The 26,126-nt window shown below is 46.0% G+C and carries 29 protein-coding genes, 1 riboswitch and 1 other annotated feature; of the genes, 18 read left to right on the top strand and 11 right to left on the bottom strand.

What is annotated here, in order from left to right; all coding sequences use genetic code 11:
* Positions 1–68: 68 nt before the first annotated feature.
* From chrA to GDZ68_RS16545, 3 genes are all read right to left on the bottom strand, one after another.
* Positions 69–1,229, bottom strand: a complete 1,161-nt coding sequence (chrA, locus tag GDZ68_RS16555) for a chromate efflux transporter (RefSeq protein WP_153723425.1) — start codon at positions 1,227–1,229, stop codon at positions 69–71.
* 159 nt (positions 1,230–1,388) lie between these two features.
* Positions 1,389–2,696: an ABC transporter permease gene (locus tag GDZ68_RS16550; RefSeq protein ID WP_153723424.1), complete on the bottom strand. Its 1,308-nt coding sequence runs from the start codon at positions 2,694–2,696 to the stop codon at positions 1,389–1,391.
* On the bottom strand, positions 2,686–3,384 hold the full coding sequence (locus tag GDZ68_RS16545; protein ID WP_153723423.1) for an ABC transporter ATP-binding protein: 699 nt from the start codon (positions 3,382–3,384) through the stop codon (positions 2,686–2,688). The genes GDZ68_RS16550 and GDZ68_RS16545 overlap by 11 nt, the downstream gene beginning before the upstream one ends.
* 239 nt (positions 3,385–3,623) lie before the next feature.
* On the opposite strand from GDZ68_RS16545, the gene GDZ68_RS16540 reads away from it, so the two are divergent.
* The 7 genes from GDZ68_RS16540 (at position 3,624) to GDZ68_RS16510 (ending at position 11,617) form a co-directional block, all read left to right on the top strand.
* A complete protein-coding gene (locus GDZ68_RS16540; RefSeq protein WP_153723422.1) occupies positions 3,624–4,244 on the top strand; it encodes a DUF47 domain-containing protein in 621 nt (206 codons plus the stop codon).
* A gap of 13 nt (positions 4,245–4,257) precedes the next feature.
* Positions 4,258–5,262, top strand: a complete 1,005-nt coding sequence (locus GDZ68_RS16535) for an inorganic phosphate transporter (RefSeq protein WP_153723421.1) — start codon at positions 4,258–4,260, stop codon at positions 5,260–5,262.
* A gap of 157 nt (positions 5,263–5,419) precedes the next feature.
* Positions 5,420–5,620 carry a cold-shock protein gene (locus tag GDZ68_RS16530; RefSeq protein WP_009766462.1) on the top strand — a complete coding sequence of 67 codons (201 nt, stop codon included), beginning with the start codon at positions 5,420–5,422 and terminating at the stop codon, positions 5,618–5,620.
* Positions 5,621–5,943: 323 nt separating this feature from the next.
* Positions 5,944–8,094 (top strand): MMPL family transporter, encoded by a 2,151-nt coding sequence (locus GDZ68_RS16525; RefSeq protein ID WP_153723420.1) that lies wholly within the window; start codon positions 5,944–5,946, stop codon positions 8,092–8,094.
* A 158-nt stretch (positions 8,095–8,252) separates the two neighbouring features.
* On the top strand, positions 8,253–8,513 hold the full coding sequence (locus GDZ68_RS16520) for a hypothetical protein (protein WP_153723419.1): 261 nt from the start codon (positions 8,253–8,255) through the stop codon (positions 8,511–8,513).
* A 769-nt stretch (positions 8,514–9,282) separates the two neighbouring features.
* Complete coding sequence (locus GDZ68_RS16515; protein ID WP_153723418.1) at positions 9,283–9,999, top strand: dihydropteridine reductase; 717 nt, start codon at positions 9,283–9,285, stop codon at positions 9,997–9,999.
* 68 nt (positions 10,000–10,067) lie between these two features.
* Positions 10,068–10,340: a binding site (T-box leader), on the top strand.
* A gap of 65 nt (positions 10,341–10,405) precedes the next feature.
* Complete coding sequence (locus GDZ68_RS16510; protein ID WP_228551144.1) at positions 10,406–11,617, top strand: MFS transporter; 1,212 nt, start codon at positions 10,406–10,408, stop codon at positions 11,615–11,617.
* A 49-nt stretch (positions 11,618–11,666) separates the two neighbouring features.
* On the opposite strand, the gene GDZ68_RS16505 is transcribed toward GDZ68_RS16510, so the two are convergent.
* Entirely contained in the window at positions 11,667–11,840 is a 174-nt protein-coding gene (locus GDZ68_RS16505) for a hypothetical protein (RefSeq protein ID WP_153723417.1), read from the bottom strand.
* 20 nt (positions 11,841–11,860) lie between these two features.
* Positions 11,861–12,322 carry a hypothetical protein gene (locus GDZ68_RS16500; protein ID WP_153723416.1) on the bottom strand — a complete coding sequence of 154 codons (462 nt, stop codon included), beginning with the start codon at positions 12,320–12,322 and terminating at the stop codon, positions 11,861–11,863.
* Between the two features lie 268 nt (positions 12,323–12,590).
* On the opposite strand from GDZ68_RS16500, the gene GDZ68_RS16495 reads away from it, so the two are divergent.
* The 4 genes from GDZ68_RS16495 to GDZ68_RS16480 all read left to right on the top strand — a co-directional run bounded on the left by GDZ68_RS16495 (position 12,591) and on the right by GDZ68_RS16480 (position 14,919).
* Positions 12,591–13,718: a CAP domain-containing protein gene (locus GDZ68_RS16495; protein WP_153723415.1), complete on the top strand. Its 1,128-nt coding sequence runs from the start codon at positions 12,591–12,593 to the stop codon at positions 13,716–13,718.
* Positions 13,719–13,815: 97 nt separating this feature from the next.
* Entirely contained in the window at positions 13,816–14,262 is a 447-nt protein-coding gene (locus GDZ68_RS16490; protein ID WP_153723414.1) for a hypothetical protein, read from the top strand.
* The gene (locus tag GDZ68_RS16485) at positions 14,247–14,537 is read left to right on the top strand and encodes a DUF2653 family protein (RefSeq protein WP_153723413.1); all 291 of its coding nucleotides are present in this window, start codon (positions 14,247–14,249) and stop codon (positions 14,535–14,537) included. Before GDZ68_RS16490 ends, GDZ68_RS16485 begins: the two co-directional genes overlap by 16 nt.
* A 109-nt stretch (positions 14,538–14,646) precedes the next feature.
* On the top strand, positions 14,647–14,919 hold the full coding sequence (locus GDZ68_RS16480) for a translation initiation factor 2 (RefSeq protein WP_228551143.1): 273 nt from the start codon (positions 14,647–14,649) through the stop codon (positions 14,917–14,919).
* 162 nt (positions 14,920–15,081) lie between these two features.
* Here GDZ68_RS16480 and GDZ68_RS16475 read toward each other — a convergent pair whose 3' ends face one another.
* The 5 genes from GDZ68_RS16475 to GDZ68_RS16455 all read right to left on the bottom strand — a co-directional run bounded on the left by GDZ68_RS16475 (position 15,082) and on the right by GDZ68_RS16455 (position 19,401).
* Positions 15,082–15,678, bottom strand: coding sequence for a superoxide dismutase family protein (locus GDZ68_RS16475; protein WP_153723412.1), 597 nt, complete (start codon positions 15,676–15,678; stop codon positions 15,082–15,084).
* Between the two features lie 155 nt (positions 15,679–15,833).
* Positions 15,834–16,223 (bottom strand): ectoine synthase, encoded by a 390-nt coding sequence (locus tag GDZ68_RS16470; RefSeq protein ID WP_153723411.1) that lies wholly within the window; start codon positions 16,221–16,223, stop codon positions 15,834–15,836.
* A gap of 12 nt (positions 16,224–16,235) precedes the next feature.
* Complete coding sequence (gene ectB / locus GDZ68_RS16465; protein ID WP_153723410.1) at positions 16,236–17,516, bottom strand: diaminobutyrate--2-oxoglutarate transaminase; 1,281 nt, start codon at positions 17,514–17,516, stop codon at positions 16,236–16,238.
* A gap of 65 nt (positions 17,517–17,581) precedes the next feature.
* Positions 17,582–18,106 (bottom strand): diaminobutyrate acetyltransferase, encoded by a 525-nt coding sequence (gene ectA, locus GDZ68_RS16460; RefSeq protein ID WP_153723409.1) that lies wholly within the window; start codon positions 18,104–18,106, stop codon positions 17,582–17,584.
* Between the two features lie 614 nt (positions 18,107–18,720).
* The gene (locus tag GDZ68_RS16455) at positions 18,721–19,401 is read right to left on the bottom strand and encodes a phosphoribosylaminoimidazolesuccinocarboxamide synthase (RefSeq protein WP_153723408.1); all 681 of its coding nucleotides are present in this window, start codon (positions 19,399–19,401) and stop codon (positions 18,721–18,723) included.
* A gap of 168 nt (positions 19,402–19,569) precedes the next feature.
* Between GDZ68_RS16455 and GDZ68_RS16450 the strand changes: the two genes are divergently transcribed.
* The 7 genes from GDZ68_RS16450 to GDZ68_RS16420 all read left to right on the top strand — a co-directional run bounded on the left by GDZ68_RS16450 (position 19,570) and on the right by GDZ68_RS16420 (position 25,253).
* Entirely contained in the window at positions 19,570–19,791 is a 222-nt protein-coding gene (locus GDZ68_RS16450) for a heavy-metal-associated domain-containing protein (RefSeq protein ID WP_153723407.1), read from the top strand.
* 28 nt (positions 19,792–19,819) lie between these two features.
* Positions 19,820–21,721 (top strand): heavy metal translocating P-type ATPase, encoded by a 1,902-nt coding sequence (locus GDZ68_RS16445; RefSeq protein WP_153723406.1) that lies wholly within the window; start codon positions 19,820–19,822, stop codon positions 21,719–21,721.
* Positions 21,699–22,397: a Crp/Fnr family transcriptional regulator gene (locus tag GDZ68_RS16440; RefSeq protein WP_153723405.1), complete on the top strand. Its 699-nt coding sequence runs from the start codon at positions 21,699–21,701 to the stop codon at positions 22,395–22,397. The genes GDZ68_RS16445 and GDZ68_RS16440 overlap by 23 nt, the downstream gene beginning before the upstream one ends.
* 72 nt (positions 22,398–22,469) lie before the next feature.
* A riboswitch (TPP riboswitch) is annotated at positions 22,470–22,578 on the top strand.
* 77 nt (positions 22,579–22,655) lie between these two features.
* Complete coding sequence (locus GDZ68_RS16435) at positions 22,656–23,246, top strand: thiamine phosphate synthase (protein WP_153723404.1); 591 nt, start codon at positions 22,656–22,658, stop codon at positions 23,244–23,246.
* Between the two features lie 17 nt (positions 23,247–23,263).
* Positions 23,264–23,470 carry a sulfur carrier protein ThiS gene (gene thiS / locus GDZ68_RS16430; protein ID WP_153723403.1) on the top strand — a complete coding sequence of 69 codons (207 nt, stop codon included), beginning with the start codon at positions 23,264–23,266 and terminating at the stop codon, positions 23,468–23,470.
* Positions 23,467–24,240, top strand: coding sequence for a thiazole synthase (locus GDZ68_RS16425; protein WP_153723402.1), 774 nt, complete (start codon positions 23,467–23,469; stop codon positions 24,238–24,240). Before thiS ends, GDZ68_RS16425 begins: the two co-directional genes overlap by 4 nt.
* The gene (locus tag GDZ68_RS16420) at positions 24,237–25,253 is read left to right on the top strand and encodes a ThiF family adenylyltransferase (protein ID WP_153723401.1); all 1,017 of its coding nucleotides are present in this window, start codon (positions 24,237–24,239) and stop codon (positions 25,251–25,253) included. The genes GDZ68_RS16425 and GDZ68_RS16420 overlap by 4 nt, the downstream gene beginning before the upstream one ends.
* A gap of 191 nt (positions 25,254–25,444) precedes the next feature.
* Here the strand turns inward: GDZ68_RS16420 and GDZ68_RS16415 are convergent.
* Positions 25,445–26,126: RNA-guided endonuclease TnpB family protein (locus GDZ68_RS16415; protein ID WP_153723400.1), on the bottom strand; the 682-nt coding region annotated here is incomplete at its 5' end.

Raw genomic sequence — 26,126 nt, 5'->3', positions numbered from 1 at the left:
CGTGCCGCTGCCTGTCTGCCAGACGGCAGTATATCAAAAACAGCCTTTCTGTTAGGCTGCCTTCCATTCTATAATAATAATCCGCCTGCAGCGCCTGTCAGTACAACGATCCACGGCGGAATCTTCCAAAATGCCAGCATGCTGAATAGTACCGCCGCCAACGCAAAATCGGCCGGTTTCCCAATTGAACTTGTGAAAATCGGATGATATAATGCAGCCAATAAAATCCCGATCACCGCAGCGTTGACACCCATTACAGCACCTTTGATCCGAGGATGGCTGCGCAACAAATCCCAAAATGGAAGCGCGCCCGCAATCAGCAGGAAAGCAGGCAGGAATATCGCAAAGGTCGCAAATAATCCGCCCTGCCAGCCGTTCATCACTGCACCGAGATACGATGCGAACGTGAACAACGGACCGGGAACCGCCTGCGCCGCTCCGTACCCGGCCAGAAATGCTTCACCGCTGATCCGGCCCATCGGCACCAATTCCTGTTCCAATAAAGGCAAAACCACATGCCCTCCGCCGAATACAAGCGCGCCTGCCCGATAAAAACTATCGAACAGTGCTACCCAGTAAGAGCCCGTCAGCTCACGTAAAATCGGCAAAACGGCTAATAGCCCAAAAAAGAGTGTCAGGCAAAGCGCCCCTGCTTTTTTGGATAAAGGAAATTTCGATTGATCGATTCCACTGTCTTGCTCGGCAGATCGAAAGAGAAGGAGCCCCGCAATTCCCCCCAATAAAATAATTGCAATTTGTGTAAAAGCTGTCTGCCATAAAAGAACGGCAATGAGCGCAAGCAGCGCAATCGTCTTTCGTGCCGTATCGGGCGTCAGATTTTTCGCCATGCCAAGAATTGCATGCGCGACAACTGCCACCGCCACAATCTTCAATCCATGCAGCCAGCCTGCATGGCCGATATCCGAACCAACGAACAGCATCGCAAATAAAATTAAGACCAGCACGGAAGGCATCGTGAAGCCGATAAATGAAACAATTCCTCCCAATATGCCGGCCCGGGCTATTCCAACGCCAATTCCGACTTGACTGCTCGCAGGACCCGGCAGGAACTGGGCAAGCGCCACTAAATCTGCATAGCTTTTTTCATCCATCCACTTGCGCTTACGGACATATTCTTCATGAAAATAGCCTAAATGAGCAGCCGGTCCGCCAAATGAAGTCAGACCAAGCTTTGTTGAGGCAATGAGTATTCCTAGTAAACGATTCATTCCAAACACCTTTCCCGTTTCATTTGCCTCTATCATCTCATTCAGTAATTAATTTTCAACATACTTACAAAATCTTAACGCAGACGTAATAATCCCTAACAGAAAACAAAATAAAAAAAACCAAGAGCCTCCCGGAATTTCAGGAACTCTTGGTTTCTCTTATAATTCGCGCCGCAGCGCATCAATCACATCGATTTTCGTAGCCTTTCTTGCAGGACGCCAGCCTGATACAACGGCGACAGTCAGACTGATGGCGGAAGCAATAACGACCAGCTGCCAGGGAATGATGGAGAATGTGACATGTAAATCAGCAAAATCCTCTTCCCCCATTGCCGCCCCCACGATGATAGGCAGTAACCAATTGGAAACAAAGCTTACGGCGTAGGAAATAATGAGCGCTAAAACAGTTCCGACAATCCCAATCCATGCGCTTTCCATCAAGAACAGCCGCTGAATCAGCTTTGGCTGTGCACCGATCGCCTTCATGACACCAATTTCACGTGTGCGTTCCGTCACAGCCATGGTCATCGTGTTGAAGATTCCAATAGAAGAGATTAAGATGGCAATCGTGCCCACAAATACGAGACCCGCTTTCAACGCAAGAAAGAATACATCAACGCGATCCAATTCTTCTGAGATGGAATAGACATCATAGCCGTCCTCTTTCAATTGATTCGTGACCGACTTTACGTTTTCAAGCTCATCCGCGTAAACGTACAGCATACTGGACAGCAGCGGATTATCCTCCAAGTCTGCCTCCTGCTTCTGGTAGATGTTCTCCAGTTTAGGAATCAGCTCCGCATCCGCGTAAATTTTATTGTCCACCAGCCAGTCTTTTGACGGCTTTTCGGCAATGCCGACAATGGTCAATTCGGTTTGATCCTTAAATAGGTCACCTGTATTGTAATCTCCCATTTGATAAACGAACTTTTCTCCGATCAATTTTCCATCGTATGCAGGTAGATCGGGTTCTTCCTGTGAATCTGCAGGAAGTGATTCCATTATTTTATCGGCAGCCTGCTGGTCAATCAAACTCTCAGCAAAACCGCTCCCCACTACCACTTCATCAGCTGTTTCCGGCAGTCTTCCCTCTTCCAAAGCGAAGCCGACTTTTGCTTCTTCATTAAAATCGGTCACAAGTAAATTACCGTTAGCGGTATATTTCCCGATTGACTCCTGCTGCAGCGCATTGACATTCTGACGCACAACGACCGCTTTGACATGGTCGATGTCTTTCATTTCCACCGCTTTACTGACATCCAGTTCACTGGAATACACTTCAATTTGTGTAACCAGCCGATTATCCAGAATCTCGTTTCTCAGCGTATCGTGAATTCCGAAGCCGACGCTTGCCAATACGATCAGAAATGCCGTACCCATTGTTGCCGCGAGAACCGTCATGAAAACGCGCAGTTTATTTTTCCTGATATGCTGCCGAATAAAATCAATCTGGTCTTTAAACTGCATGTGGAACACCTTCTTCCGTCAAAATCCCGTCATGCATCCGGTACATCCTGTCCGCCTTGTGTGCCACTTCATCGTCATGTGTGATGATGACAAACGTGATGCCGAGCGTCTTATTAAGTGTTTGGATCAACTGCAATACTTCCAGCTCCGTCTCCGAATCCAGACTGCCTGTCGGTTCGTCCGCGAAAATAATGGGCGGATCCGTGATCAGTGCACGCGCGATACTGACCCGCTGCTGCTGTCCTCCTGACAATTCATTCGGATAATGATCCTGTACAGCAGTCAAACCCACTTGCTGCATCAACTTATTGACTTTATCTTTACGTGTATGACGATTCATCCCTGTTAACTTCAGCGGCAACTCCACATTCTCGAATGCCGTCAGACCAGGCATGAGCTGGAAATTTTGAAAAATGAAACCGAAGTTCTCCAAACGGAACTGCGCACTTTGCTGTTCGGAAAATGTGGAAGTCACCGTATCTTTCACCCGTATTTCTCCGCTGTCCGGTTTTAAGAACCCTGCTAATATATGAAGCAATGTGGATTTTCCGGAGCCGCTTCGTCCCACAATTGAGACAATCTCTCCCTGCCGGACCGAAAATGAAATACGCTTCAGCACAGGCACATTGGTTTCTTTCCCTTTTCTTCCGATTAAAAATGAATGATTTATATTATCTACTGTAATCAATATTTTTCCTCCCACGACTGTATTAACTTCAGTATACAAATACCATCTTAAGGAACCATAAGGATGATTCTTAAGATTTTCTGAAGTTCTGCGCAAAAACCATCAAATTACTACACGATTCTCTATCTTTTTATGCAATTATTTTGGTATGATGTAGGAATCCAATACGTTAAGGCGTGTTTGGGAAACTGCTGAACTACGTTACACTAACGATTTCAACAATAGATGGAGGAAAATACATGTTAAGTCCACGAAAACCCGATCCATTTTTCACTGCTTTATTGGACATTGCGAAACATGTGCAGGAGTCGCTGCACTATGCAGATGATTTTAAAGTAGATACGGTGGCGGACCTGAAGGAAATCAGCATCAAAATGAAAGCATTTGAGACTTCAGGCGATACGCTGATTCATGAATTGATCACCAAACTGAACACATCGTTCATGACACCGATTGAACGTGAAGATATTTTGCAGCTGGCCATCAAAATGGACGACATCTTAGATGGAATCGAGCATTTCATTGGAAATTTGGAAATGTTCTCCCTCATTGAAGTGGATGAATATATGCAGAAGTTCATGGACAATATCGTCAAAAGCACGGATGAAATCGTCAAAGCAATGGAGCTTCTGACGAATAAGAAGCTTGTGGAGATGCGCACACATGCCGTGCAGATCAAAGAGTATGAACGGATTTGCGACGACGTGCTGCGGACATCCATTAAGCAGTTGTTCATTCGGGAAAAAGATCCAATCCGAATCATTCAGCTGAAGGATCTGTACGAATTACTCGAAGAAACCGCTGATTATTGCCAGGACGTCGCCAACACAATCGAAACGATCATAATGCGTAACGCGTAAGGAGTAACAGCTGATGGATACGATTCTCATACTCACCATTCTCGTTGTCGTGTTTGCCCTGGCATTCGACTTCATCAATGGTTTTCACGACACAGCCAACGCCATCGCCACATCTGTTTCGACGCGTGCATTAAAACCGCGGACTGCAATTATGATGGCAGCAACGATGAACTTTATCGGAGCATTGACGTTTACAGGGGTCGCGAAGACGATTACAAAAGATATTGTTGACCCTTTTTTATTGCCTGACGGTGTGGGTTCATTGGTCATTTTAGCCGCGCTTGTCTCTGCGATCATCTGGAACCTTGTGACATGGTATTTCGGAATTCCTTCCAGTTCGTCACACGCGCTGATTGGTTCGATCGCAGGAGCCGCGATTGCAGCAGCCGGTTTCGGGATTCTGAACTACAGCGGATTCATCAAGATTATTCAGGCACTCCTTCTGTCCCCGGTCATTGCGCTGGTCGGCGGTTTCATTGTCATGACAGTCCTGAAGAATGTTCTGAAAAACCGTAATCTTTTCAAAGCGAATAAACGGATCCGCTATATGCAGATCGGAACGGCGGCTATCCAGTCGTTCACGCACGGCACGAATGATGCGCAAAAAGCAATGGGAATCATTACAATGGCATTGATTGCCGCCAATTTGCAGACTTCCGATGATATTCAGCTGTGGGTACGGATCGCAGCCGCCACTTCCATGGGAATCGGAACATCGATCGGCGGCTATAAGATTATCAAAACCGTCGGCGGTAAAATTATGAAGATCCGTCCGATTCACGGCATTGCGGCAGATCTGAATTCTGCTACCATCATTTTCGGCGCCACCCTGCTCCATCTGCCTGTCAGCACGACGCACGTTATTTCTTCATCCATCATGGGTGTAGGGTCAGCACAGCGTTTAAAAGGCGTGAAATGGGGCGTTGCGAAGACCATTGTTATGACGTGGATCATCACGATGCCGATCTCTGCACTTGTCGCAGCAATCGTTTATAAGGTCCTCGCGTTATTCGTGTAGGGTTCTTTTAACTTGCAATGTCTGCCAATAGTTGTTATGATAAAGGAGAATTATTTTTGTTCGACGTTGGTCCGACGATTTCATCTCGACCGTTTCAAGAATTGAGCAAGGATAGTAATACAATGTGTACACAACAGTGCACGAGGAGGAAACAAACATGGAACAAGGTAAAGTAAAATGGTTTAACGCAGAAAAAGGTTATGGCTTCATCGAACGTGAAGATGGCGACGATGTATTCGTACACTTCTCCGCTATCCAAGGCGACGGATTCAAAACTCTTGAAGAAGGTCAAGACGTGTCTTTCGAAATCGAGCAAGGACAACGCGGACTTCAAGCAACTAACGTTACAAAAAACTAATTTAACCTTTCAAACCACTTCCTTTTGGGAAGTGGTTTTTTTATTGCTCTCTTTTTTAAAATACATATACAGCAACGATCATATAACAGTGACAAGCGATCATAACAGCCTTGCTGCCGCTCGTAGTTTGCCTACAACCGCTCATTACACTTCGTTGAGTGCTCATACCTCTGCCCTGTGCGATCATAAAACCCCCGCAAGCGCTCATAGAAAGGTTTTGATGTCATTGATTTCAGCCGATTCGGCAAGACATTCCACCCGTTCTCCGCTATGATAAACATAGACTACCTGATCAATACATAGATCACCTGGGAGGAATCACCTTGCACAGCTTTGCAAACTTCATCACCAAATCATATAAATGGATTCTCGCTTTCTGGCTGATTTTATTCGGCGTCATGACCTATTTCGCCATCCAGCTGCCCGGCCTGCTCGCGGGTGACGGCTTCCGAGTGGACGGGGAGCATGAAAAAGTTATGAAAATCGTCTCAGAGGACTTCAATCTGCCTGCCGAGACGCTGTTTTTAGTATTTGACGGAAAGACAGACAAGGAAATAGAATCAACCCTTTCTGAACTGGACTCCCTCGGAATTGCGTCTGAAATCGTTTCACCGCTGAATGAAAAAGATCAATACACAGACGATCTTTCCTATGCGATGCTGCAATTCAGCGAAGAACCGGACGATATGCCGAAAGCCGTAGAGGATATCCGGGATTCATTCGAAGGAGAAAACGGCATTGTACTGACAGGCGGAGGCGCTTTTGAGCACGATATCAATAAAGCAAGTCAGCGTGACTTGATGACAGCGGAAGCGATTGGTCTGCCGATCGCGATTATCGTGCTGCTGTTCGCATTCGGCACGATCGTCGCGTCGGTTGTGCCTTTATTGGTCGGGATTGGGACCGTTGTCTGCTCGCTCGGTATCCTGGCACTGCTTGGCAACAATGTGGATCTGTCCATTTTCGTGCTGAACATCGTGCCGATGCTCGGACTCGCACTCAGTATCGATTTTGCGCTGCTGTTCATCAGCCGCTACCGCGAAGAACTGAAGAAACAGAGCATCACGGACTCCGTCATCATGACAATCCGCACGGCAGGACGCTCGATCATCTTCTCCGCCGTCTGCGTGTTCATCGGCCTCGGCGCTATGCTGCTGATCAAAGTGGATATTTTCGGGAACATCGCGCTCGGCGGTATGGTCGTGGTCGGCATGGCGGTCGCAGCCTCCCTCACTTTACTGCCGTCTGTGCTGCTGCTGCTCGGCGAACGTATCCATAAAGGACGGCTGCTGAAGGACCGCGGTGAAGAAGCGAATGGCTGGAGGAAATTTGCCAATGCCGTCATTAAGCGTCCCGTGACCATCGCTATCGTGGCATTTGTTTTATTGGCCATCGCGCTCATCCCGGTACGAAATATGGAGCTGACGATACCGCAGATCGACTCGCTTCCTGAGTCATTCGATACGCGGCAGGCATTCGAAAGTATGCAGGACACGTTCGGAATGGGTAATGAAAGCACCGTCTTCCTTCTCGCAGAACGCGCGGGCGGCTGGGAGGATACCGGCGGGCTGTCGGAGATGAAAAAACTTGAGCAACAGCTGACCGATGACCCATTGGTCGGAGATGTCTCTACAATTTACACGGTGAGCGGGATCGAAACACCAGATCAATGGGAACAGTCACTGCTCGTTCCAGACATGGATGCACAGCTGAAACCGGTGCTTGAGAACTTCACGAACGGTGACCAGCTGCTCGTCCCGGTCACACTCAACGCTTCCGGCAGTTCGAACGAAGCACAGGACTGGGTGCGCGACTGGTCCGCAAAAAAGACAGACTGGAATTTATTGATCGGCGGCGAATCGCGATTCAATCAAGAAATTTTCGACGAAATCGCCAATCAAATCGTCTACGTGCTGCTGATCATTGTCGTGTCGACATTCTTCATCCTGATGTTTGCATTCCGGTCGCTCGTCATCCCAATTAAGGCAATCCTGATGAATATTCTCGGGCTGTCGGCGACATTCGGGATACTCGTCTATATATTCCAGTACGGCCATTTCGGACTGCATCCCGGAACCGTCGCACTCATTATTCCGGTCATCGTGTTCAGCCTCGTTTTCGGCTTGAGCATGGACTATGAAGTATTCCTGATTTCACGGATGCAGGAGGAATTCTCCTATTCATTCGATAACGATAAGTCTACGGTCGAAGGACTTGCGACGACAAGTAAAGTTATCACATCCGCTGCACTGATCATGATTGTTCTGACGGGTGCTTTCGCGTTTACGGACGTTATGCCGGTAAAACAAATCGGCGTCGGCATCGCCATTGCGGTCGCCATTGATGCGACGATCATCCGCCTGCTGCTCGTGCCGAGTCTGATGAAACTGTTCGGCAAGTGGAACTGGTGGCTGCCGTTCGGCAAAGGGCTGTACCGCTCGAAAAACCAGCAGCCGCATGACCTAGGAAAATAAGCAAAATTCGTTTGAGCACCGATTTTTCGGTGCTCTTTTTTTCAAAATGAAACGTAGTGCCGATCCAGAACGTATGCATAATAATGGAGGCGAATTCTTGAAGAAGTGCGCTGTCCTTACCAGCAATAAGGTCCACTAATTTTACGAGGAGGGATTTCATGAAGAAAGTATTTGAAGCGAATTATGAAGGTCATATAATACAAGTTGAAAATAGATGGTTTACTGGCGAAAAGTTGTACGTAGATGGAAAATTGCAAGATGAAAATATGGGCCTGGCGCTTAGAGGTACGTTAAATGGCAACTTAACTACTAACCAGAATGAATCAAAGGATATCAAAGTGAGTATAGGCGGTTTTTTTAGTATCCACTGTAAAATCTTTATTGGTCATGCAGTAGTCCCCTCCTATCAAATTAAATGAAGCAGAGAATTAGGGTCTGCACCAAAAGGTGTGCTTGACAGGCTATTTCATGAGCAGTTTGAGATTTGCTGTGATTGCAGTATAGGATTCGCTTGGCCGTATTTCTGTGGTTTTTGCAGACATTAAGGCACCTGTCGGCGTACTTAGGTTGCCTAGAACAAAGGTGCACTAGCTGGTTTTTCAATACTTCTTATGTGAGTAGACAGTATGGGTATCATATTTAATATGATTACGATAGGCTAGGTATTTCATGCAATACTTATTATTCTACAGTGGCTAAAATTCTTGTGATCAATGCGTTTGCAAAGTTGCGAAAAGAAATCACACCCACAAAACCTACACTCTGAGAAAAAGCAAAATGATATAAATACACCACGCCAGCGAAGGCGCAACTGCGGGGTCGGCCGTGGCTGTGAGACTGCTGGCATGCTCTCCGCCAGTAGGCTCATAGCGTAAGCCAATCCCCCAGCGCCGAAGCGGGTTTAAACTGCAAACTCACACTTCAATTAAAATCCCTACAAAGTCGAGAAACGAAATCCGCACAAGTATATCCACACATTGCCAAAATGCATGTGAAAGGTTGTCAAGCACATGTTTTGGTGAAGAGCAGCGGATTATTTCAGAAAGTTTTTTTCAGCAATACTTCACTCTGAATTAGAAGCCGCCTTACATCCTATAACTTTTTTCGAAGTAATCACTCTTTTAATTGAGAATGGCTATCATTTACTGTATAGTAAAGCTACATCTTATTACGTGAGGAGACTATACATTGAAAATCTACTGGACAAAAATAAATAGTATCATCGAAGAAACACCTGAGGTTAAAACGTATATGCTTGACCGCCCGGAGGATTTCACATGGGAAGAAGGTTCTCACACCCACTTCGCACTGGAAGGTTTTAATGCCGGAGATAAACCGAATCGCGGCTTGATCCGCCATATGTCGATCTCCACGTTACCACATGAAAACTCAATCGGTATCACTACGCGCATCAGAGAGCAATGTTCCGAGTTTAAAATGATTTTAAGAAAAATAGAAGTCGGAAGTGAAGTTGCCATATTTAAAACACATTCAAATGTACCGCTAAAACGGGAAGACAAAAATGTGTATCTGCTTTCTTCAGGCGTCGGACTGGCTACTTTCAGACCGCTTGTACTTGATTACTTCGACCGCGCCGACAATGTCAATCAAATTCATTCGCTGAATATTGATTCTTCAACGGACTACTTATTTACTGAGATCTTTCAATCCGCGTCTGACAAAAATTTCACTTCACAGTTCGTCGATAACCGTAAAGAGTACTATGACGAAGTGAAAAATCTGGCTGCAGATAAAGACGGACTCTTTTATGTTGTCGGCAGTGACGAGTTCCTTATGCAAAACATAGAAGTCCTCTGTGAGCAGGGCATCAAGCCGGAACATATTATGCTCGACAAGCACGAACGGTCGCTTCCTGATTTCCTAACGGTTACTGCATCAATTTAAGTATAGTAAAATACTTCCTTGGAAATGCTATGTCGATATGATTGAATTATGGTAACATATATTTACATTAATAAGCGATGAAGAGACAAGTACATGTGGGTAAGCGTTACAGAGAACTCCGCCGGCTGAGAAGGAGTATGCAAATACACATGGAAACAAGCCTTGGAGCTGCACATAGGATAGTCATTACATTGATTATGTGCCGGGTTCTCCCGTTATCGAGATAGAGTATAAACCTGCGCTGTAGAATGCAGGCGTACTTGAAAAGGTTTTTGCGGCGACGCAGGAACAAACTGGGGTGGCACCGCGAACTTCTGCATTCAGGAAGTCTCGCCCTCAAGTCTATTGACGTGAGGGTGGGATTTCTTTTTTTGTGTTCAAAAAAATGAATGTAGGAGTGGCTGCCATGTTGAAATTAAATAAATGGAAAGATCCTTTATTGCTGTTGCTGGGAATCGGCGTGTCGAATTTGGGTGCTTGGGTTTACTTGATCGCCTTGAATCTAATTGTACTGGATATGACAGGGTCGCCATTCGCGGTATCTGTTCTTTATATACTTATCCCTGTTGCCGCTCTGTGCACAAACTTTTGGTCCGGCAGTCTGGTTGACCGGATAAATAAAAGAAAATTACTGATCTACCTTGACCTGATCAGAGCATTTTTACTGCTTTTACTGCTATATATGGATTCACTGCTGTTAATATATCTATGCGTATTACTCATCAATATGGCTAGTTCCATCTTCGGAACAACCTCTATGGTTTATATGACCAAGCTGATACCTGAGAGTAATAGACAGCGGTTTAACTCCCTAAGAAACTTTATCAATTCAAGCGGCTTTATACTAGGACCATCAATAGCCGGGTTTCTCTTTCTTATCGGCTCTCCATATCTTGCAATCCAATTAAATTCCCTTGCATTATGCATTTCGGCCTTAATTATTTTGTTACTGCCTAACTTGGATAACGTCAAAAGTGATGTTGTTAAGACGGAAAAATGGAGCCTCCGCATGATCAGAAATGACTGGTTAGAAATTCTCAACTTCAGTAAATCAAACTGGCATATTGCGTGGGTGTATATTCTTTTCAGCGGAATTACTGTGTTTATGACAGGATTGGACTCACTGGAAGCTGCATTCGCAACTAGAGTACTTTCGTTGTCTGACAGTACCTACGGGTTTCTGGTCAGTATAGCAGGAATCGGAATTATACTGGGATCATTGACAAATGCTATATTCGCCAGCCATTTGAAAACCAATATCCTCATCAGCTTCGGAGCCGTATTTACGCCGGTTGGCTACCTGATCTTTGCATTCTCCCAAAACTTCGTATGGGCTTCAACCGGCTTTTTTACATTGGCGTTTGCCTTGTCGTTTGCAAACATCGGATTCTTAACTTTTTATCAAAATCATGTGCCGGTGTCTATTATGGGTCGCTTCTCCAGTGTGTTTGGCGTGGTAGAGGCACTGCTGATTATTTTCTTTACGGCTGCAATTGGTGTTCTTGCCGAGTTCTACAGCATTCGCCTTGTCTATATAATCGGATCTTTTATTTTTTTAGCATCCGGATTTCTAGTGAGTATAACGGTTTTGGACAAATCTAAAAGAGACTATTACTGACAAAACAGCAAAATAAAAAGTACCTGCACTGCACAGGTACTTTACTTTATTATCCTATTTCCCAGCCAAACGCGCCGGCTTCCATATAAGAAGGTACTTCCATCGATTGATGATTCTTCTGTGTCGGATTATTTTTAAATGTAACTGTAACCATGAAATAGATGGCCGCCACGACAATGATCGTAAACACGACCATTCCAATTGCCAGTGTTTTCCCCTTCATTCCATTTCACTCCTATTGCATTATTTCGTTTTCAATGAAAAGCCTTCTTCCTTCAGATAGCTGACGGCTTCTCCGTAATCGCCGAAACCTTCTTCCAGATTGACGCCGTGATACACATTGAAAAAGCTGTCTTCTTCGAGCACAGTCAGCGTTGAACCATTTGGATGCTGCCATGTTTCAGACAGCGGTTCTGCTTCTGCCGGCTCTGTTGCCAGTGCTTCCACTGCCGCTTTAATGACCGTACGCAATTCCTCCGCAGTGAATTCACGGATATTAACTAGTCCGCGTTCATCCGGCTCATAGCCTTTGACGTCCGCCACGTAAACAAAGCCGTTGCCGTTCGGGTGCAAGTGCTGCACGACGACCGTCTTATCGAAAAGCGATTCTTCATAATGATAATTCAGTCGCTTCATGGAGACCTCTTTTTTCACTAACTCCGGAAATCCCTCTATAATCTGCTGCTTCTCTTCAAATGTTAACATGTCATTCCTACTTTCCGCTATTGTGTTATCTCGTTTTCCATTCGATGAACAGGACGAGTAATATGACGACTGCAAATGCGACGATATAGAACCAGGATGGTACACTGCTAATTCCGCCGAACATGCCATCCACTCCTTCCCCGTACTCCATTCTGTTTAGTATACCCTTTTTCCATTCGCTCTGGCGATTAATTTCATGAATTCAGCGGTTTACGCTGTATTGCAGGCCCGGTAAAAGAGTATAATGTGAAAGAGGAGTGGGTGTCACATGTTCAAACGCCTTTTTCAACTGCTGTTTCTCATCGTGATTTTATACGCTGCCAAGCCTTTATGGGAAGGACCCGTTTCCAAGTACGCGGACCTGTCATTTCTGGACCCGCTGGATGCGCGCGTAGAATCTGTGCTTGATGAAGAAATGGTTGAATCTGTGCTTGATTATACAAAACAGACCATTACAACAATTGTAGCCTTTGTCTCCAATAAAACAGCAGAATCACGTGCGCCTGAAGAAGTCGCCCAGCCGGCGCTCGCAACACCGGCGCAGGGGGCTCTGTCTATTCATAATATCCAAATCGGCATGACGGAAGCCGATGTAAAAGCCGAACTTGGCGAACCCGCACGTAAATCTGTCAATGAATACGGCACCGAGTGGCTGACGTTTCATGAGAATTACCAGAATTTCGTCATGCTGTCTTATGACATTCAGCGCCGTGTCAATGCCATCTATACCAATGACCGCTTAATTTCTTCCTCAATAGGAATCGAATACGGCGTGCCAAAAGCAGAAGTCCGTGAAATTGCAGGCGAACCGATTACGGAAATCCGCAAAGGCACAAATATTTATAAATTGCAGGATGATGAGGGAATGGACATATTTCATTCGGATGGTGTCTATACGTATGTTTTCTATGATCTGCATCAGGATCAGACCGTGACGGCTGTCCAGCTGATTTCTGATAAGCTCGAGCAAAAAAAGACCGCACTTTATGCACCGCAGAATGATGCTATGAGAAAAGGCTTTGAAATACAGCTCTTTGATTTGACCAATGCGGCAAGAGTGCGCCATGGCCGATCGATTTTGACGTATGATGAGCTGGCATCTGCCACCGCCCGAAAACATAGCGTAGACATGGCGGCGCATGATTATTTCAGTCATGAGAATCTGCAGGGCGAATCCCCTTTTGACCGAATGAAAAAGGACGGCGTGAAATTTGTCAGTGCCGGTGAAAACTTGGCGTACGGCCAGTCGAGCAGCATCTTCGCCCACGAAGGTTTGATGAATTCCAAAGGTCACCGTGAGAATATTTTAATCCGCGATTATCAGTTCCTCGGTATCGGTGTGGATTTTAATGACAAAGAACAGCCTTTTTATACAGAGAATTTCTTCTCTAAGTAGGTAGGTTTGCTTTCAATTTGTCCGACAATCTATTAAAATAGAGGGAAGGCCTTCGCGTAACAGGAGGACCTTATTAAGCATTAAAGGAGAATACGAATTGAAAAAAATTGCAGCATTTTTCTTGGCCGCGACATTAATTCTGTCGCCGATCGGAAACATCGTTTTCCAGGATAATATTACAGCAGAAGCACGCGGATACAAGTCTGGTAAGAAAAGTTTCAGTACACCAAACCGTGTACAGCCTAATAAGATCGAAAAGAAACAAGATCAAACGAAACAAAACAATAATACAACAGCTGCCGGTAAAACATCGAAACCCGGCATGGGCGGCGGCCTGATGAAAGGTTTGTTAGTCGGTGGACTGGCCGGTCTGTTATTCGGCAGCCTGTTCGCTAATATGGGTATGCTCGGATCATTCCTCGGTTTGATGATCAACGTCATCGCCATCGTTTTCATCATTTCATTGGTACGGAAGATTTTCGCGATCTTCAAAGAAAAAGAACGGAAGAAAAATGAGGATATGAACCAATGGAACAGCAGATAATTATTGAGCAGGATGTGGCGAACGCGGTCTGTGTGCTGATTGCGAAAGAAGCACGCGCGATGCCGGACGATGTGGAAGTTGAGCTTGCGTATGACGATGAGGAAGGCTTTTCTGCTGAAGCAGAGCTGAACGGCCAGGTCCATCAGCTGAATACAGCACGTCTCGTCGAAGCACTCCGTTTATGGATCGAGCAGTATTTGGATATGGATCCGATGGCTGCCGGCATTCAGTTGAAACTGGATGATGAAGAAGGCATTATTGCGGTTGTAAGATAATATGACAAGACGCTCCTTTTATGGGGCGTCTTTTTCATTTGAAGTATGGTTTCGTTACACGCCTCATATATATAAGAAGAACCCATCTTATTATTGAGGATGTGAACGAATGAATAATGAAGATAATAAGCAGGAAGAGAAGAAGATGGAGTCTGCGGAAATTTACGCGGCCAAACTTTCATTTATTGGTTCTGCTCTTTCCACATTAGGCGATGGTCTTCAAACACTGGCTGCAGCAATTGCACTGCAGGAATTGATACATGCAGAAAACGACAGTCAAACATCCGATCAGGCAAGTCAACTGGAGCAAATGCAAATACAGCTGGATTACCTGACCAAAAAAATAAAAAACATGGAACGCACTAATTACGGGCAGTTTTGAAGACGTGCATAAAACCGCTGGGTGAATCCCCAAAATCAGAAAGTGAGCTGCAGTGTTCCGCGGAAACGCTGCGGCTCCCAGTGTCACAGCGTTCTATAAACAATAATCGCAACACCGTACAAAAAAACAGCTCCTCATAAAAGAGGAACTGCTGACTGTCAATTATTCAGAAAGGTTCTCAGATGTTATTTCCGCACAGGCAAATGGTGTGCCTGAATTTCCTGCCGGATCCGTTTTGTAGTCGTCTTCTCCTTCATGTATGACCAGCGCTTTTCCACCGCCGTCAAGCAATGAATTTTCTTTGCCAAGTTCCAGCGTCACAGCATCTGTCGTGATCAGGACTGCTGCATTGCCGTTTTCATCCGCTTCAATATTTTCTAAATCTCCTGCATGGTACCCTTTGGGATTGTCAAAACCATGTTCTTTGCCGCCGGGGTTGAAATGCCCCCCCGCAGATGCTTTAAAGTCAGGCGCCGTACATACGCCATGTTCATGGATATGGATACCATGCTTGCCTGGTGTAAGGCCTGTCACAGTGATATCCATTGCTACGCCGCTTTCTTCAGCACGTATGACAGCTGAACCGATGCTCTCCCCTTCCGTATTGATAATCGGAGCATTAACTTCTGATGCCGCCTTCTCCTGCTGCTTCACTCCACTTTCTCCACTGCCGCTGACCGGCACCTTTTCCTTGGCTGCGCTGCTGCAGCCGGCCGTCAATAAAATAGCGCCCAGTATAACGCCGTGTAATTTCCACATGTTTCTGCCTCCTTGTTTGTGCTATGTACATTCTCTCCTGTTAATCGGTAAGTATTCACTGAAATCATAATTGCCGATACCTTGTAGTTAACTTCTGTCAAGGCGAAAAGCTCCAAAGCAGGAAACTTTCTGCTTTGGAGCTTCTATTTTGTTATTCAGTCTTCCAATAAAGGATAAACACCGTTCTCATCATGTGTTTCTGTTCCGACAAGCGGCGGATTAAATACGCAGATTAAGCGCATATCCTCTTTGCCGCCACGCAGATAATGCTCATCATTTTCATTCAAAGCATACATCGTGCCGTTTTTAATCGGATATACTTTACCGTCCGACGTCGTTTCAATTTCACCGTCTCCGGCAACACAGTACACAGCTTCCAAATGGTTCTGATAATGAATATGCGTTTCTGTTCCGGCATAAATAATCGTTTCATGGAATGAAAAACCCATATTATCTTTTTTCAATAAGAAACGGCGGCTGGACCACGTTTCTGCCTTCGTTTCGTTCTCACTGCCAATAATTTCATCTAAGTTACGTACAATCAAAAGTATCTCTCCTTATTTCTTGACGACTTCTTCAATCGCTTTTTCTAATATATCGAACCCTTTATGGATTCCTTTTTCATCCATAGTCAGGGAGCCGAGGAATTTCACCACTTCCCCTTCTGGTCCGGACGTTTCGATGATCAGTCCTTTTTCAAAGGCCTTTGCACAGATTTTATCTGCATAATCTTCTTTGCCTTCACCGCAGACGATACCCTGCATGAAGCCGCGGCCTCGTGTTGTAGCCTTTAATTGAGGATAATCCTCTACAATTGTTTCCATACGCTTGGTAATAAGCTTGGATTTTTCTTGTACCGATTTAGCGAATTCATCTGTTTCCCAGTACGACAGAGCTTCTGTAGCTGTTAAAATTGCCATGTTGTTGCCGCGGAACGTTCCATTATGCTCAGCCGGACCGAATTTATCATAGTCCGGTTTGATCAGCGTAATGGCCAACGGCAGTCCGTACCCTCCAATAGACTTTGACAGGCAAACGATATCAGGCTTGATGCCCGCCGGTTCGAAACTGAAGAAAGTTCCGGTACGCCCGCAGCCTGCCTGCACGTCGTCAACAATCAGTAAGATATCGTAATTACGGCAAAGACGCTCTACTTCACGCAGCCACTCAAAGCTTGCAGGATTGATTCCGCCCTCACCCTGAACGGTTTCCAAAATCATTGCCGCCGGCAGATCCAGTCCGCTGCTCGCGTCAGCCAGATACTTCTTAAGGAATGTCAATGACTGACCTTCTTCTAAAAATGTATCGAAGGGCATCGATGTCGTATTGTTCAACGGCACACCTGCACCGCCGCGGTTATAAGAATTTCCTGTAACCGACAACGCCCCGAGTGTCATGCCGTGAAAACCATTCGTAAAGCTGATCACGTTCTGGCGTCCTGTCACTTTGCGGGCAATTTTCAGCGCACTTTCCACTGTATTTGTCCCTGTAGGTCCAGGAAACATGACTTTATATTTCATGTTTCTCGGCTCCAAGATCACTTCGTTAAATCGTTCAAGAAATTCTTTTCGAACTGTCGTACCCATATCCAGACTGTGCGCGATGCCATCGTCCATAATATAGTCGACCAATTTCTGTTTCATTTTTTCATTGTTGTGACCGTAGTTCAAAGCACCCGCTCCGGCAAAGAAGTCAATATACTCCTTACCTTCCGTATCCCACATCTTGTAGCCTTTTGCTCTCTCGAATACTGTTGGGAAACTTCTGCTGTAACTTCTCACTTGCGACTCACGATTTTCGAATACTTCCATTACCTTCTGACTTTTTGTCAGTACCATGTGTAATTAATTCCTCCGTTAGATTTAGTATTTTCACGTGTCCTGTGCGGCAGCCGGCCTATTGCTTAGAATGGCCCGATACGGAACAATTCTTCCGCTTCGTGCTCGCCGCCCGGGAAGTGGCCGGCCGTATAGCCTTCCGAAACTGCACACTCCGTTTGCAAATCTCGTGCCAGCCCTTTAAAGAGCTTCGTGGACGGAATGTTGGTCGGGGTGACTGTCGCTTCCAAGTACTGAACAATTCGGCATACCGGTCTCTGCAGAATAGCGTGCAGCATGCGGGAAGCCAAGCCCTGTCCGCGTGCCGATTCATCAACAGCGACCTGCCAGATAAACAGCGTATCCGGTGCTTTCGGCTGAATGAACCCTGAGATGAAACCGACAACTTTGCCGTGATCTTCCACAACGATACTCGTTTCACTGAATTGATCCGCCCACAGCAAATAGCTGTAAGGAGAATTCACATCAAGCACTCCTGTATCTTTCACTAGCTGCCAGATCCATTTACCGTCTTTGACAGTCGGCGTACGGAACGAATAGGGATCGTTTGGATCATATCCTGCAATCGAATACTTATGATGTTTCTGCAAACAGTTTTCCTCCAAGTCTTGTCATTTGTGTGCTCTGCACAAATGTTCATTGTCTGAAATTCTCTAAAGATGCCTGTTTGCTTCTTTACCCTCGAACGCGGCTGCATAAAACAAAGTTCATTGAAAAGTCATAACTGTGAGGTTTTTTAGTTCCGAATAAAAACATTCGGCAGATTCCCTTTTGGAAACCGATGGATTTAGCAAGGGTACTTACGTAGAAAAGCCAAATGGAGATTCGTTACTGGCTACTGGGTGCTAACTTTCTGCCTTGCGGTATGAAGAGCAAAAAAGAGCGCCTTTACAAAAGCAGGGAGCTTTTGTTCATGTAAACAGCTGATAAAATTAGGATTCGCTGATTATGAAAGACACTTTCATGATCTAGAATTTACTGCCATACGCATTCATCCAACCAACGTTCAAACACTGGTGAAGAAGCAAAACTTCATGTCTCCTCTGACACTGGTTGTAATTATAGGAAACTCTGAAAGCGTTGTCAACAGTAAATTTCTTATTTTATTTACTTGATGAAAAAGTAAAGTGTTGTCAAGACAGTCGTCGTATGGTCTGAGGAGGAATAAAAAAAGCCGGAAACTTTTTTAGTTTCCGGCAGCCGTTTATGAAAATAACAGCTTTTCTAAATCCATTGGTGCAATATAGGTTTCGCCTTGATAAACACGCATATTTCCGCCTGAAATCTCATCGATCAGCATTATATTGCCCTCGAGATCACGTCCGAATTCCAGCTTGATGTCATATAAATCTAAGCCTTTCTCAGCCATTTCAATTTTAACTATTTCAGATACTTTTTTTGTTAACTCTTTTAAGTTTTTATATTCCTCATGCGTCAGAATGCCAAGCTGTGCAAGCGCATCTTCTGAAATTGGAGGATCCTGCCGCTCGTCATCTTTCAGTGTTACTTCGACAAATGCATCCAATGTCTGACCTTCCTCACAGTACTGTCCGTATCTCCGCAAGAAACTCCCGACTGCACGGAACCGGCAAATAACTTCCAAACCGTTTCCAAAAACTGCAGCAGGCTTGACCGTCATTGTGACTTCATTCAAATCGGCAGCAATATAATGTGTCGGAATCTGCTGCTCCGCGAGCTTTTCAAAAAAGTACTGCGTCATACGAAGTCCCGACTTCCCTGCACCCTCTATTGTCAGGCCGACAGTATTGGCACCTGGATCGAATACGCCGTCTTCTCCTGTTACATCATCCTTAAATTTCAACAGCACATGGCCGTCTTCTAATTGATAGACGTCTTTTGTCTTACCAGAATATGTTAGCTTCATACGAACGTTTCTCCCCATTTCATGAATAATGTTCTTCTTTTTAAGTATAATGCATTTTGCTCCGAAGAAAAAGGGGAAAATTGCAGATAACTTGACGAGGGTCAAGGTCCATCATGTTGATCTCTCCTATACTTAAGATACTAAATACAAACAAAAAGGATGAGAACAATGAAAAAAGCAGTTTTCCTCATGGAGCCGTTCAGCTGTCCGTCATGTGTCAAGAAAATTGAAGGTGCCCTGTCCCGTGCCAAGGGAGTCCAGCAAGTGAAGGTTTTATTCCACTCAAACAAAGTACGCGTCCAATTCGATGGAGCCATCATCTCCGCCAATGAATTGCAAGAGCTCATTGAAAAGCTCGGTTACCCGGTGCTCAAACAGAAAGTTGCTTGACTGGCTTACTTGAAAAGGAGGAATTTATATGCATGCCAAACAAACGATGCGCATCACTGCCGCTTCCGCCATTCTCTTAGCGTTCGCAGTCATCCTTCACTTCACAGGATGGCGTGATGCCCGTCAAATCATATTGATTATGTCCACCATTTTAGCAGGAATGCCCATCGCCATCAAAGCTTTCAAAGCAATTCGGATGAAAGCCTTCAGCATTGAACTGCTCGTTACCATCGCTGTCATCGGTGCATTATTCATTGGAGAATATGTAGAATCCGCAGCCGTAACCTTTCTGTTCTTATTCGGTGCGATGCTCGAAATCCGAACAATGGAAAAAACGCGTTCATCCTTGAAAGCTCTTACCGATTTGGCACCGCTTGAAGCACATGTTGTCCGTGACGGAAAAACCTTTATTGTTCCAGTGGACGACATTGAAATCGGTGACCGGGTTGTCATCCGTTCAGGAGAAAAAGTTTCGGTCGACGGTCCGATTATTTCAGGAAACGCAACATTGAATGAAGCGGCCATCACAGGTGAATCAGTGCCTGCGAGCAAAATGCCGGATGATCAAGTGTTCAGCGGGACCATCGTCGAACAAGGATATATAGAAGTGATCGCTGCACGAGTTGGCGATGACACGACTTTTGCCCGTATTATTGAACTCGTGGAAGAAGCGCAGGAATCCAAGTCAAAAACCGAAAAGTTTCTCGAACGCTTCGCTAATATCTACACACCGTCCATCGTGGTTTTATCCGTACTCGTCTATCTGTTCACTCGCAATATGGAAATGACTTTAACTTTCCTCGTCATCGCCTGTCCCGGCGCGCTTGTCATTTCTGCCCCCGTTTCAATTGTCGCGGGGATCGGCAACGGAGCCCGCAACGGAGTATTGGTCAAAGGCGGCGAAGTGATGGAACAGCTGGCGAAAATCGATACAGTTGTCTTCGATAAAACCGGCACATTGACAAAGGGACGTCCCGAAGTAACCGATGTGTGCGGATGGGGTATAGAGAATAAGGAGTTATTGCGTCTGACGGCCGAAGCGGAAATGATTTCCGAACACCATTTAGGTCAGACGATCGTTAAGGAAGCAAAGAAACGTGCCATTCGTTTGGTAAATCAACCAGAGGATGCAGAAGTGGTCAGGGGCAACGGAATATTGTCTACAATAGAAGGAAAGCGTTTGGCTGCCGGCAATCGCAAATTAATGGAAGCACAAGGCATATCCATTCCTTTTGACGTGGAAGAATATGCTCTTAAACGCGAAAAAGCAGGAAATACGGCAATCTTTGTTAGTATTTCCCGGGAAATAGCAGGAATCATCTCGATTGCTGATCAAATTCGTCCAGAAGCCGCCGAAGCGCTGGCTAAGTTGCGGAAAAATGGAATCAGCCAAATCATCATGCTGACAGGCGACAACCGACACACAGCACAGCTAGTCGGCGAGCAACTTGGCCTTGACGCTATACATGCCGAACTATTACCCGAAGATAAGGTAGCAGCGGTCCAGCGTTTGAAAGAACAGGGTCACCATGTCGCAATGGCAGGCGACGGAATCAATGATGCCCCCGCTATCGCTACAGCGGACATCGGACTCGCCATGGGGGAAGGCGGCACAGATATTTCGATGGAGACGGCAGATATCGTCTTGATGGCAGACCGGCTCGATCAGTTCTCCCATGCTTATGCTTTAGCGAAAACCACTGTACGGAACATGAAGCAGAATACCTTCTTTGCAGTCGGCACCGTATTTCTCCTGCTGCTCGGTGTACTGCTCGGCAAGGTGTTCCTTGCTTCCGGCATGCTCGTCCATGAAGTGAGTGTATTTCTCGTCATCTTGAACGCAATCCGGTTAATACGCTATACTAGCGACAAACCATTGAAACAGAATAAAAGTGAGGTGATACCGAATGAACCAGGAATCACATTGTGAACTGGGCGCAAAAGAGCATCATCATTCCTGTGTTGCGCTCGTCCCTCTCTTCAATCATTTGGATGAGCAACAGATGGACCAAATTGTCGAACTTGCCTACAGCGTGAACTACCCGCGCGGCGAAACGATTTACCATAGCGGCGACCGGTCTGAAGGCTTGTATATTTTGCATAAAGGGCGAATTAAGGTCTACCGTCTGTCAGAAAACGGCAAGGAACAGCTTGTCCGCATTCTAGAACCCGGGGATTTCACAGGGGAACTGTCTTTGTTCGATGCGAAACCGCATGACGCCTATGCGGAGACATTGGAAGGCGTTGAATTATGCATTATCCAGCGGGATGAAATGCAGCAGCTCCTGCAGAAACACCCCGCTATTTCATTAAAGATGCTGACGGAATTCTCTTCCCGCCTCGCAGATACAGAACAGCGGGCCGCCCGAATCGCCATGGAATCAGCTGAAACCCGCCTTGCATTGTATTTAGCGGATCTGTCTGAAGAACAGCAGCAATTGACCGTCGAACTGCCGATGAGCCGAAAAGATCTTGCATCCCATCTTGGTACGACTCCTGAAACGATCAGCCGAAAATTAAGTGCATTCGAAGAACAAGGATGGATTCACCAGGCCAGTTCCAAAACCCTGGAAATCATCGACTTAGACTCTTTATTACTCGTTTAGCAGTCGGAAAATCGGCATACCTCTTTTCTTTCAATCTGGTAAGTGCTATGCTGTTAGTGAAAATCATAATCTTTTGACCATTAGGGGAATCCTTTACAAGGACTGAGAAAAGAGTGCGGCTCTGAAACCCTTATCACCTGAACAGGTTTGTACCTGCGGAGGGAAGTGGCAAGTGTTTTGGCGTATTCTCATGCATGCTGACACATCCAACCACTTTCCGATTCGGGAAGTGGTTTTTTCATTTGGAGGCGAACGGCAATGAAATTAATCGGAATTACGGATGATCGTCATTCTGTTGACGAATTGCTGCTCAAGCTGCAGCAGACAGAACCTTATATCAATGCATTCATTCTGCGGGAAAAGTCGAAGTCGGATGAACAGCTGGAAACACTGATTTTCCGCCTCACCGCCAGCGGATTCCCGCCGGATAAATTAATTATGCATGCGCGGCCCAGCCTCGCGGAATCGCTGTCCATCCCCTGCCAGCTGACGGGTTTCGGCATGTCAGCGAATGATGTGCGGGCCGCTTTCCCTTCATTGAAATTCGGGTGTTCCGTCCATTCATTGGAGGAGGCGCGCAAAGCGCAGGGAGCAGGAGCGAATTGGCTGCTGTACGGTCATATTTATCCGACAGCTTCGAAAAAAGACCTGACTCCGCGGGGTACGGATGAGCTTTTTGAAATAGCTGCATCATTTTCTGTCCCCGTCTATGCAATCGGTGGAATTCAGCCGGTACATCTGCCATTTCTTAGAGAACACAGGGTCAGCGGTGCGGCAATCCTGTCTCCGCTCAGCAATCTGGATGCGGTGGACACAGTGAAAATGTATGTACATGCAAGAGATTTATAGAAAGGGAGAGATTATCATTGGATAAAACGATTGATTTAAACGGCAAGTCGTATTCGGTGGTTCCTGAAGTAGAAACGGTGCAGCAGTTATTGGAACATTTGAAGCTTAGCGACCGAATTTTAATCGTCGAGAAGAACAAAGAGATTTTGCAGAAGGATCATTATGGCGCACCAATCATGGACAGAGACCAAATTGAAATTATACATTTTGTAGGAGGCGGATGAGTATGTTACAAATCGCAGATAAGAAGTTTTCTTCACGTTTATTATTGGGAACAGGTAAATACGTTTCATTTGAGACACAGAAACAGGCAGTCGCGGTATCGGAAGCTGATATTCTGACGTTCGCCGTGCAACGGATGAATATTTTCGAGGCGTCACAGCCAAATTTCCTGGAGCAATTGGATTTAGACCGTTATACCCTGCTGCCGAATACAGCGGGGGCAAGCACAGCGGAAGAAGCAGTGCATATCGCAAAGCTCGCAAAAGCATCGGGGCTGTGCGATATGGTGAAAGTGGAAATCATCGGCTGCAGCCGCTCTCTGCTGCCGGATCCTGTCGAAACACTGCGTGCGTCGGAAATGCTGCTTGAAGAAGGATTCATTGTACTTCCGTATACGTCTGACGATGTGGTGCTGGCAAGAAAGCTTTGCAATCTCGGTGTTCATGCCATCATGCCGGGCGCTGCGCCGATTGGCTCAGGTCACGGAATCCTGAATCCGTTGAATCTCTCTCTGATTATTGAACAGTCTAATGTGCCGGTCATTGTCGATGCGGGAATCGGTTCTCCTAAAGATGCAGCTTACGCGATGGAGCTTGGAGCGGATGGTGTGTTATTGAATACGGCCGTTTCCGAAGCGGCGGATCCTGTGAAGATGGCGCTGGCAATGAAATTGGCGATTGAAGCGGGACATCTCGGCTACAGAGCGGGACGCATGCCGGTTAGGGATTACGGAGTCGCCAGCAGTCCGATGGAAGGGCTTGTGCCGAATTGAGCGGAAAATATTCACGGCAGGAGCTGTTCGCACCGATCGGCAAAGAAGGACAGGAACGGATCCGGGCAGCGAAAGTATTCATCCTAGGTGCAGGGGCGCTTGGTTCTTCGGGGGCCGAGATGCTCGTGCGCGCAGGGGTCGGTGAAGTAACGATTGTCGATCGCGACATTTTGGAGTGGACCAATCTGCACCGCCAGCAACTATACTCCGAAGAAGATGTGATTGCCCAATTGCCGAAAGCAGCGGCAGCGGAAAGACGGTTGCGTGTGATCAACAGCGACGTCAAAATTACCGGGATCGTAGCGGATGTCACGCCTCAGAATGTACTGGAATTATTCGAAGGACATGATTATATGCTCGACGGAACCGACAATATCGAAACGCGCCTCCTCGCAAATGATGCCTGTCTGAAGCTGGGACTCCCCTTCTTCATGGGAGCCTGTGTCGGCAGTTACGGCCTGACATTTCCAATTGGTATTGCAGAAGATCAGCCCTGCCTGCACTGCCTGCTTGAAGCATTGCCTCCGCAGTCGCTCACCTGTGATACCGTCGGCGTCGTCAGCCCGATTGTCGTGACGACAGCTGCACGGCAAACGGCTGAATTGCTGAAATACGTGACGGGTGCTGAAATGAATCCCCGTCTGGAGTCAACCGATCTATGGACAGGAGAACGGTCGGCAATGAACGTCCGTAACTTGAAAAAATCTAATTGCCCCAGCTGTTCCCGGAAGCCTTCCTATCCGTTTTTATCCGCGACAGATATGGTGCATACAGCTGTGCTCTGCGGACGCAATACTGTGCAGCTGACCTGGCCGAAAAACCGTCAGATCGAACTGCCTGTTTTTGTGGAGACCATCCAGGGCACCGTATCAAAATTGGTGCAAAACCCATTCTTAGTTTCGTGCGAATACCATAATCACCGGCTTGTCCTGTTCCGTGACGGCCGCATGCTCGTCCATGGCACAAAAGATGTAACAGAAGCAAGAAAGATTGCCGCCGGGCTGCTCGGCTGACTTTTCATTGGTCATTGCTGAATTTCACGTGATACACTGGTTTTGAACTACTCCCACTTATCGACTTTGCGGTCTGATTGAAGATGAGAGATTCTTGGGAACAAAGCATACTTGCTAGCGTATTTCTTTACTCGCAGAGGTTTCTTTTATTTACCAAGCTACCCCGTAGTTCCTACGGTTGTATTGTGTAGTTAGGCTAAGGTTTGTAATCGAAGCCCTTCGCTTAGGATATTCAGACTGGCGTTGATATCTCTATCGTGAGGTGTTTGGCAATTAGAGCAAACCCAATTCCTCATGTCTAGTGACTTTTTACCATCATTGTGACTGCAAGTAGAGCATAGCTGACTAGATGGAAACCATGCGTCTATTTCAACGATTAACCTTCCATACCAATCTGCTTTATATTTTAATTTCGTTACAAAGCTGGACCAGGACACATCAGAGATACTTTTAGCTAGTTTATGATTGCGTAACATTCCTTTGACATTCAAGTCTTCGATACAGATTATATCGTGGTTTTTGATTATTTCTGTAGTTAACTTATTAAGGAAGTCGTCACGCTGGTTCATTACTTTTTCATGTAATCTAGCAACCTTACGCTTTTGTTTTTGGTAGTTTCTTGCTTCCAATAGATGGATGCCTTTATTTTTGGCTAACAAGGCACGTTTTGAAAGTTTTCGTTGTTCCCTTTTTAGTTTCTTCTCCATTTTAGATGTGAACTTATGGTTGTCAATCTTACGGCCATCAGAAAGAATGGCGAAATCAACGATGCCGAGGTCTATACCGATAGATGATTCTGTTTTCTCCAACTGCTGTACTTCTGTTTCTACTAGAATAGATACAAAGTATTTGCCACTTGGATTTCGTCTGACG

The sequence above is a fragment of the Sporosarcina cascadiensis genome, from assembly GCF_009650995.1.
Classification (GTDB): Bacteria; Bacillota; Bacilli; order Bacillales_A; family Planococcaceae; genus Sporosarcina; species Sporosarcina cascadiensis.
This window is presented reverse-complemented; position numbering and strand designations above follow the sequence as displayed.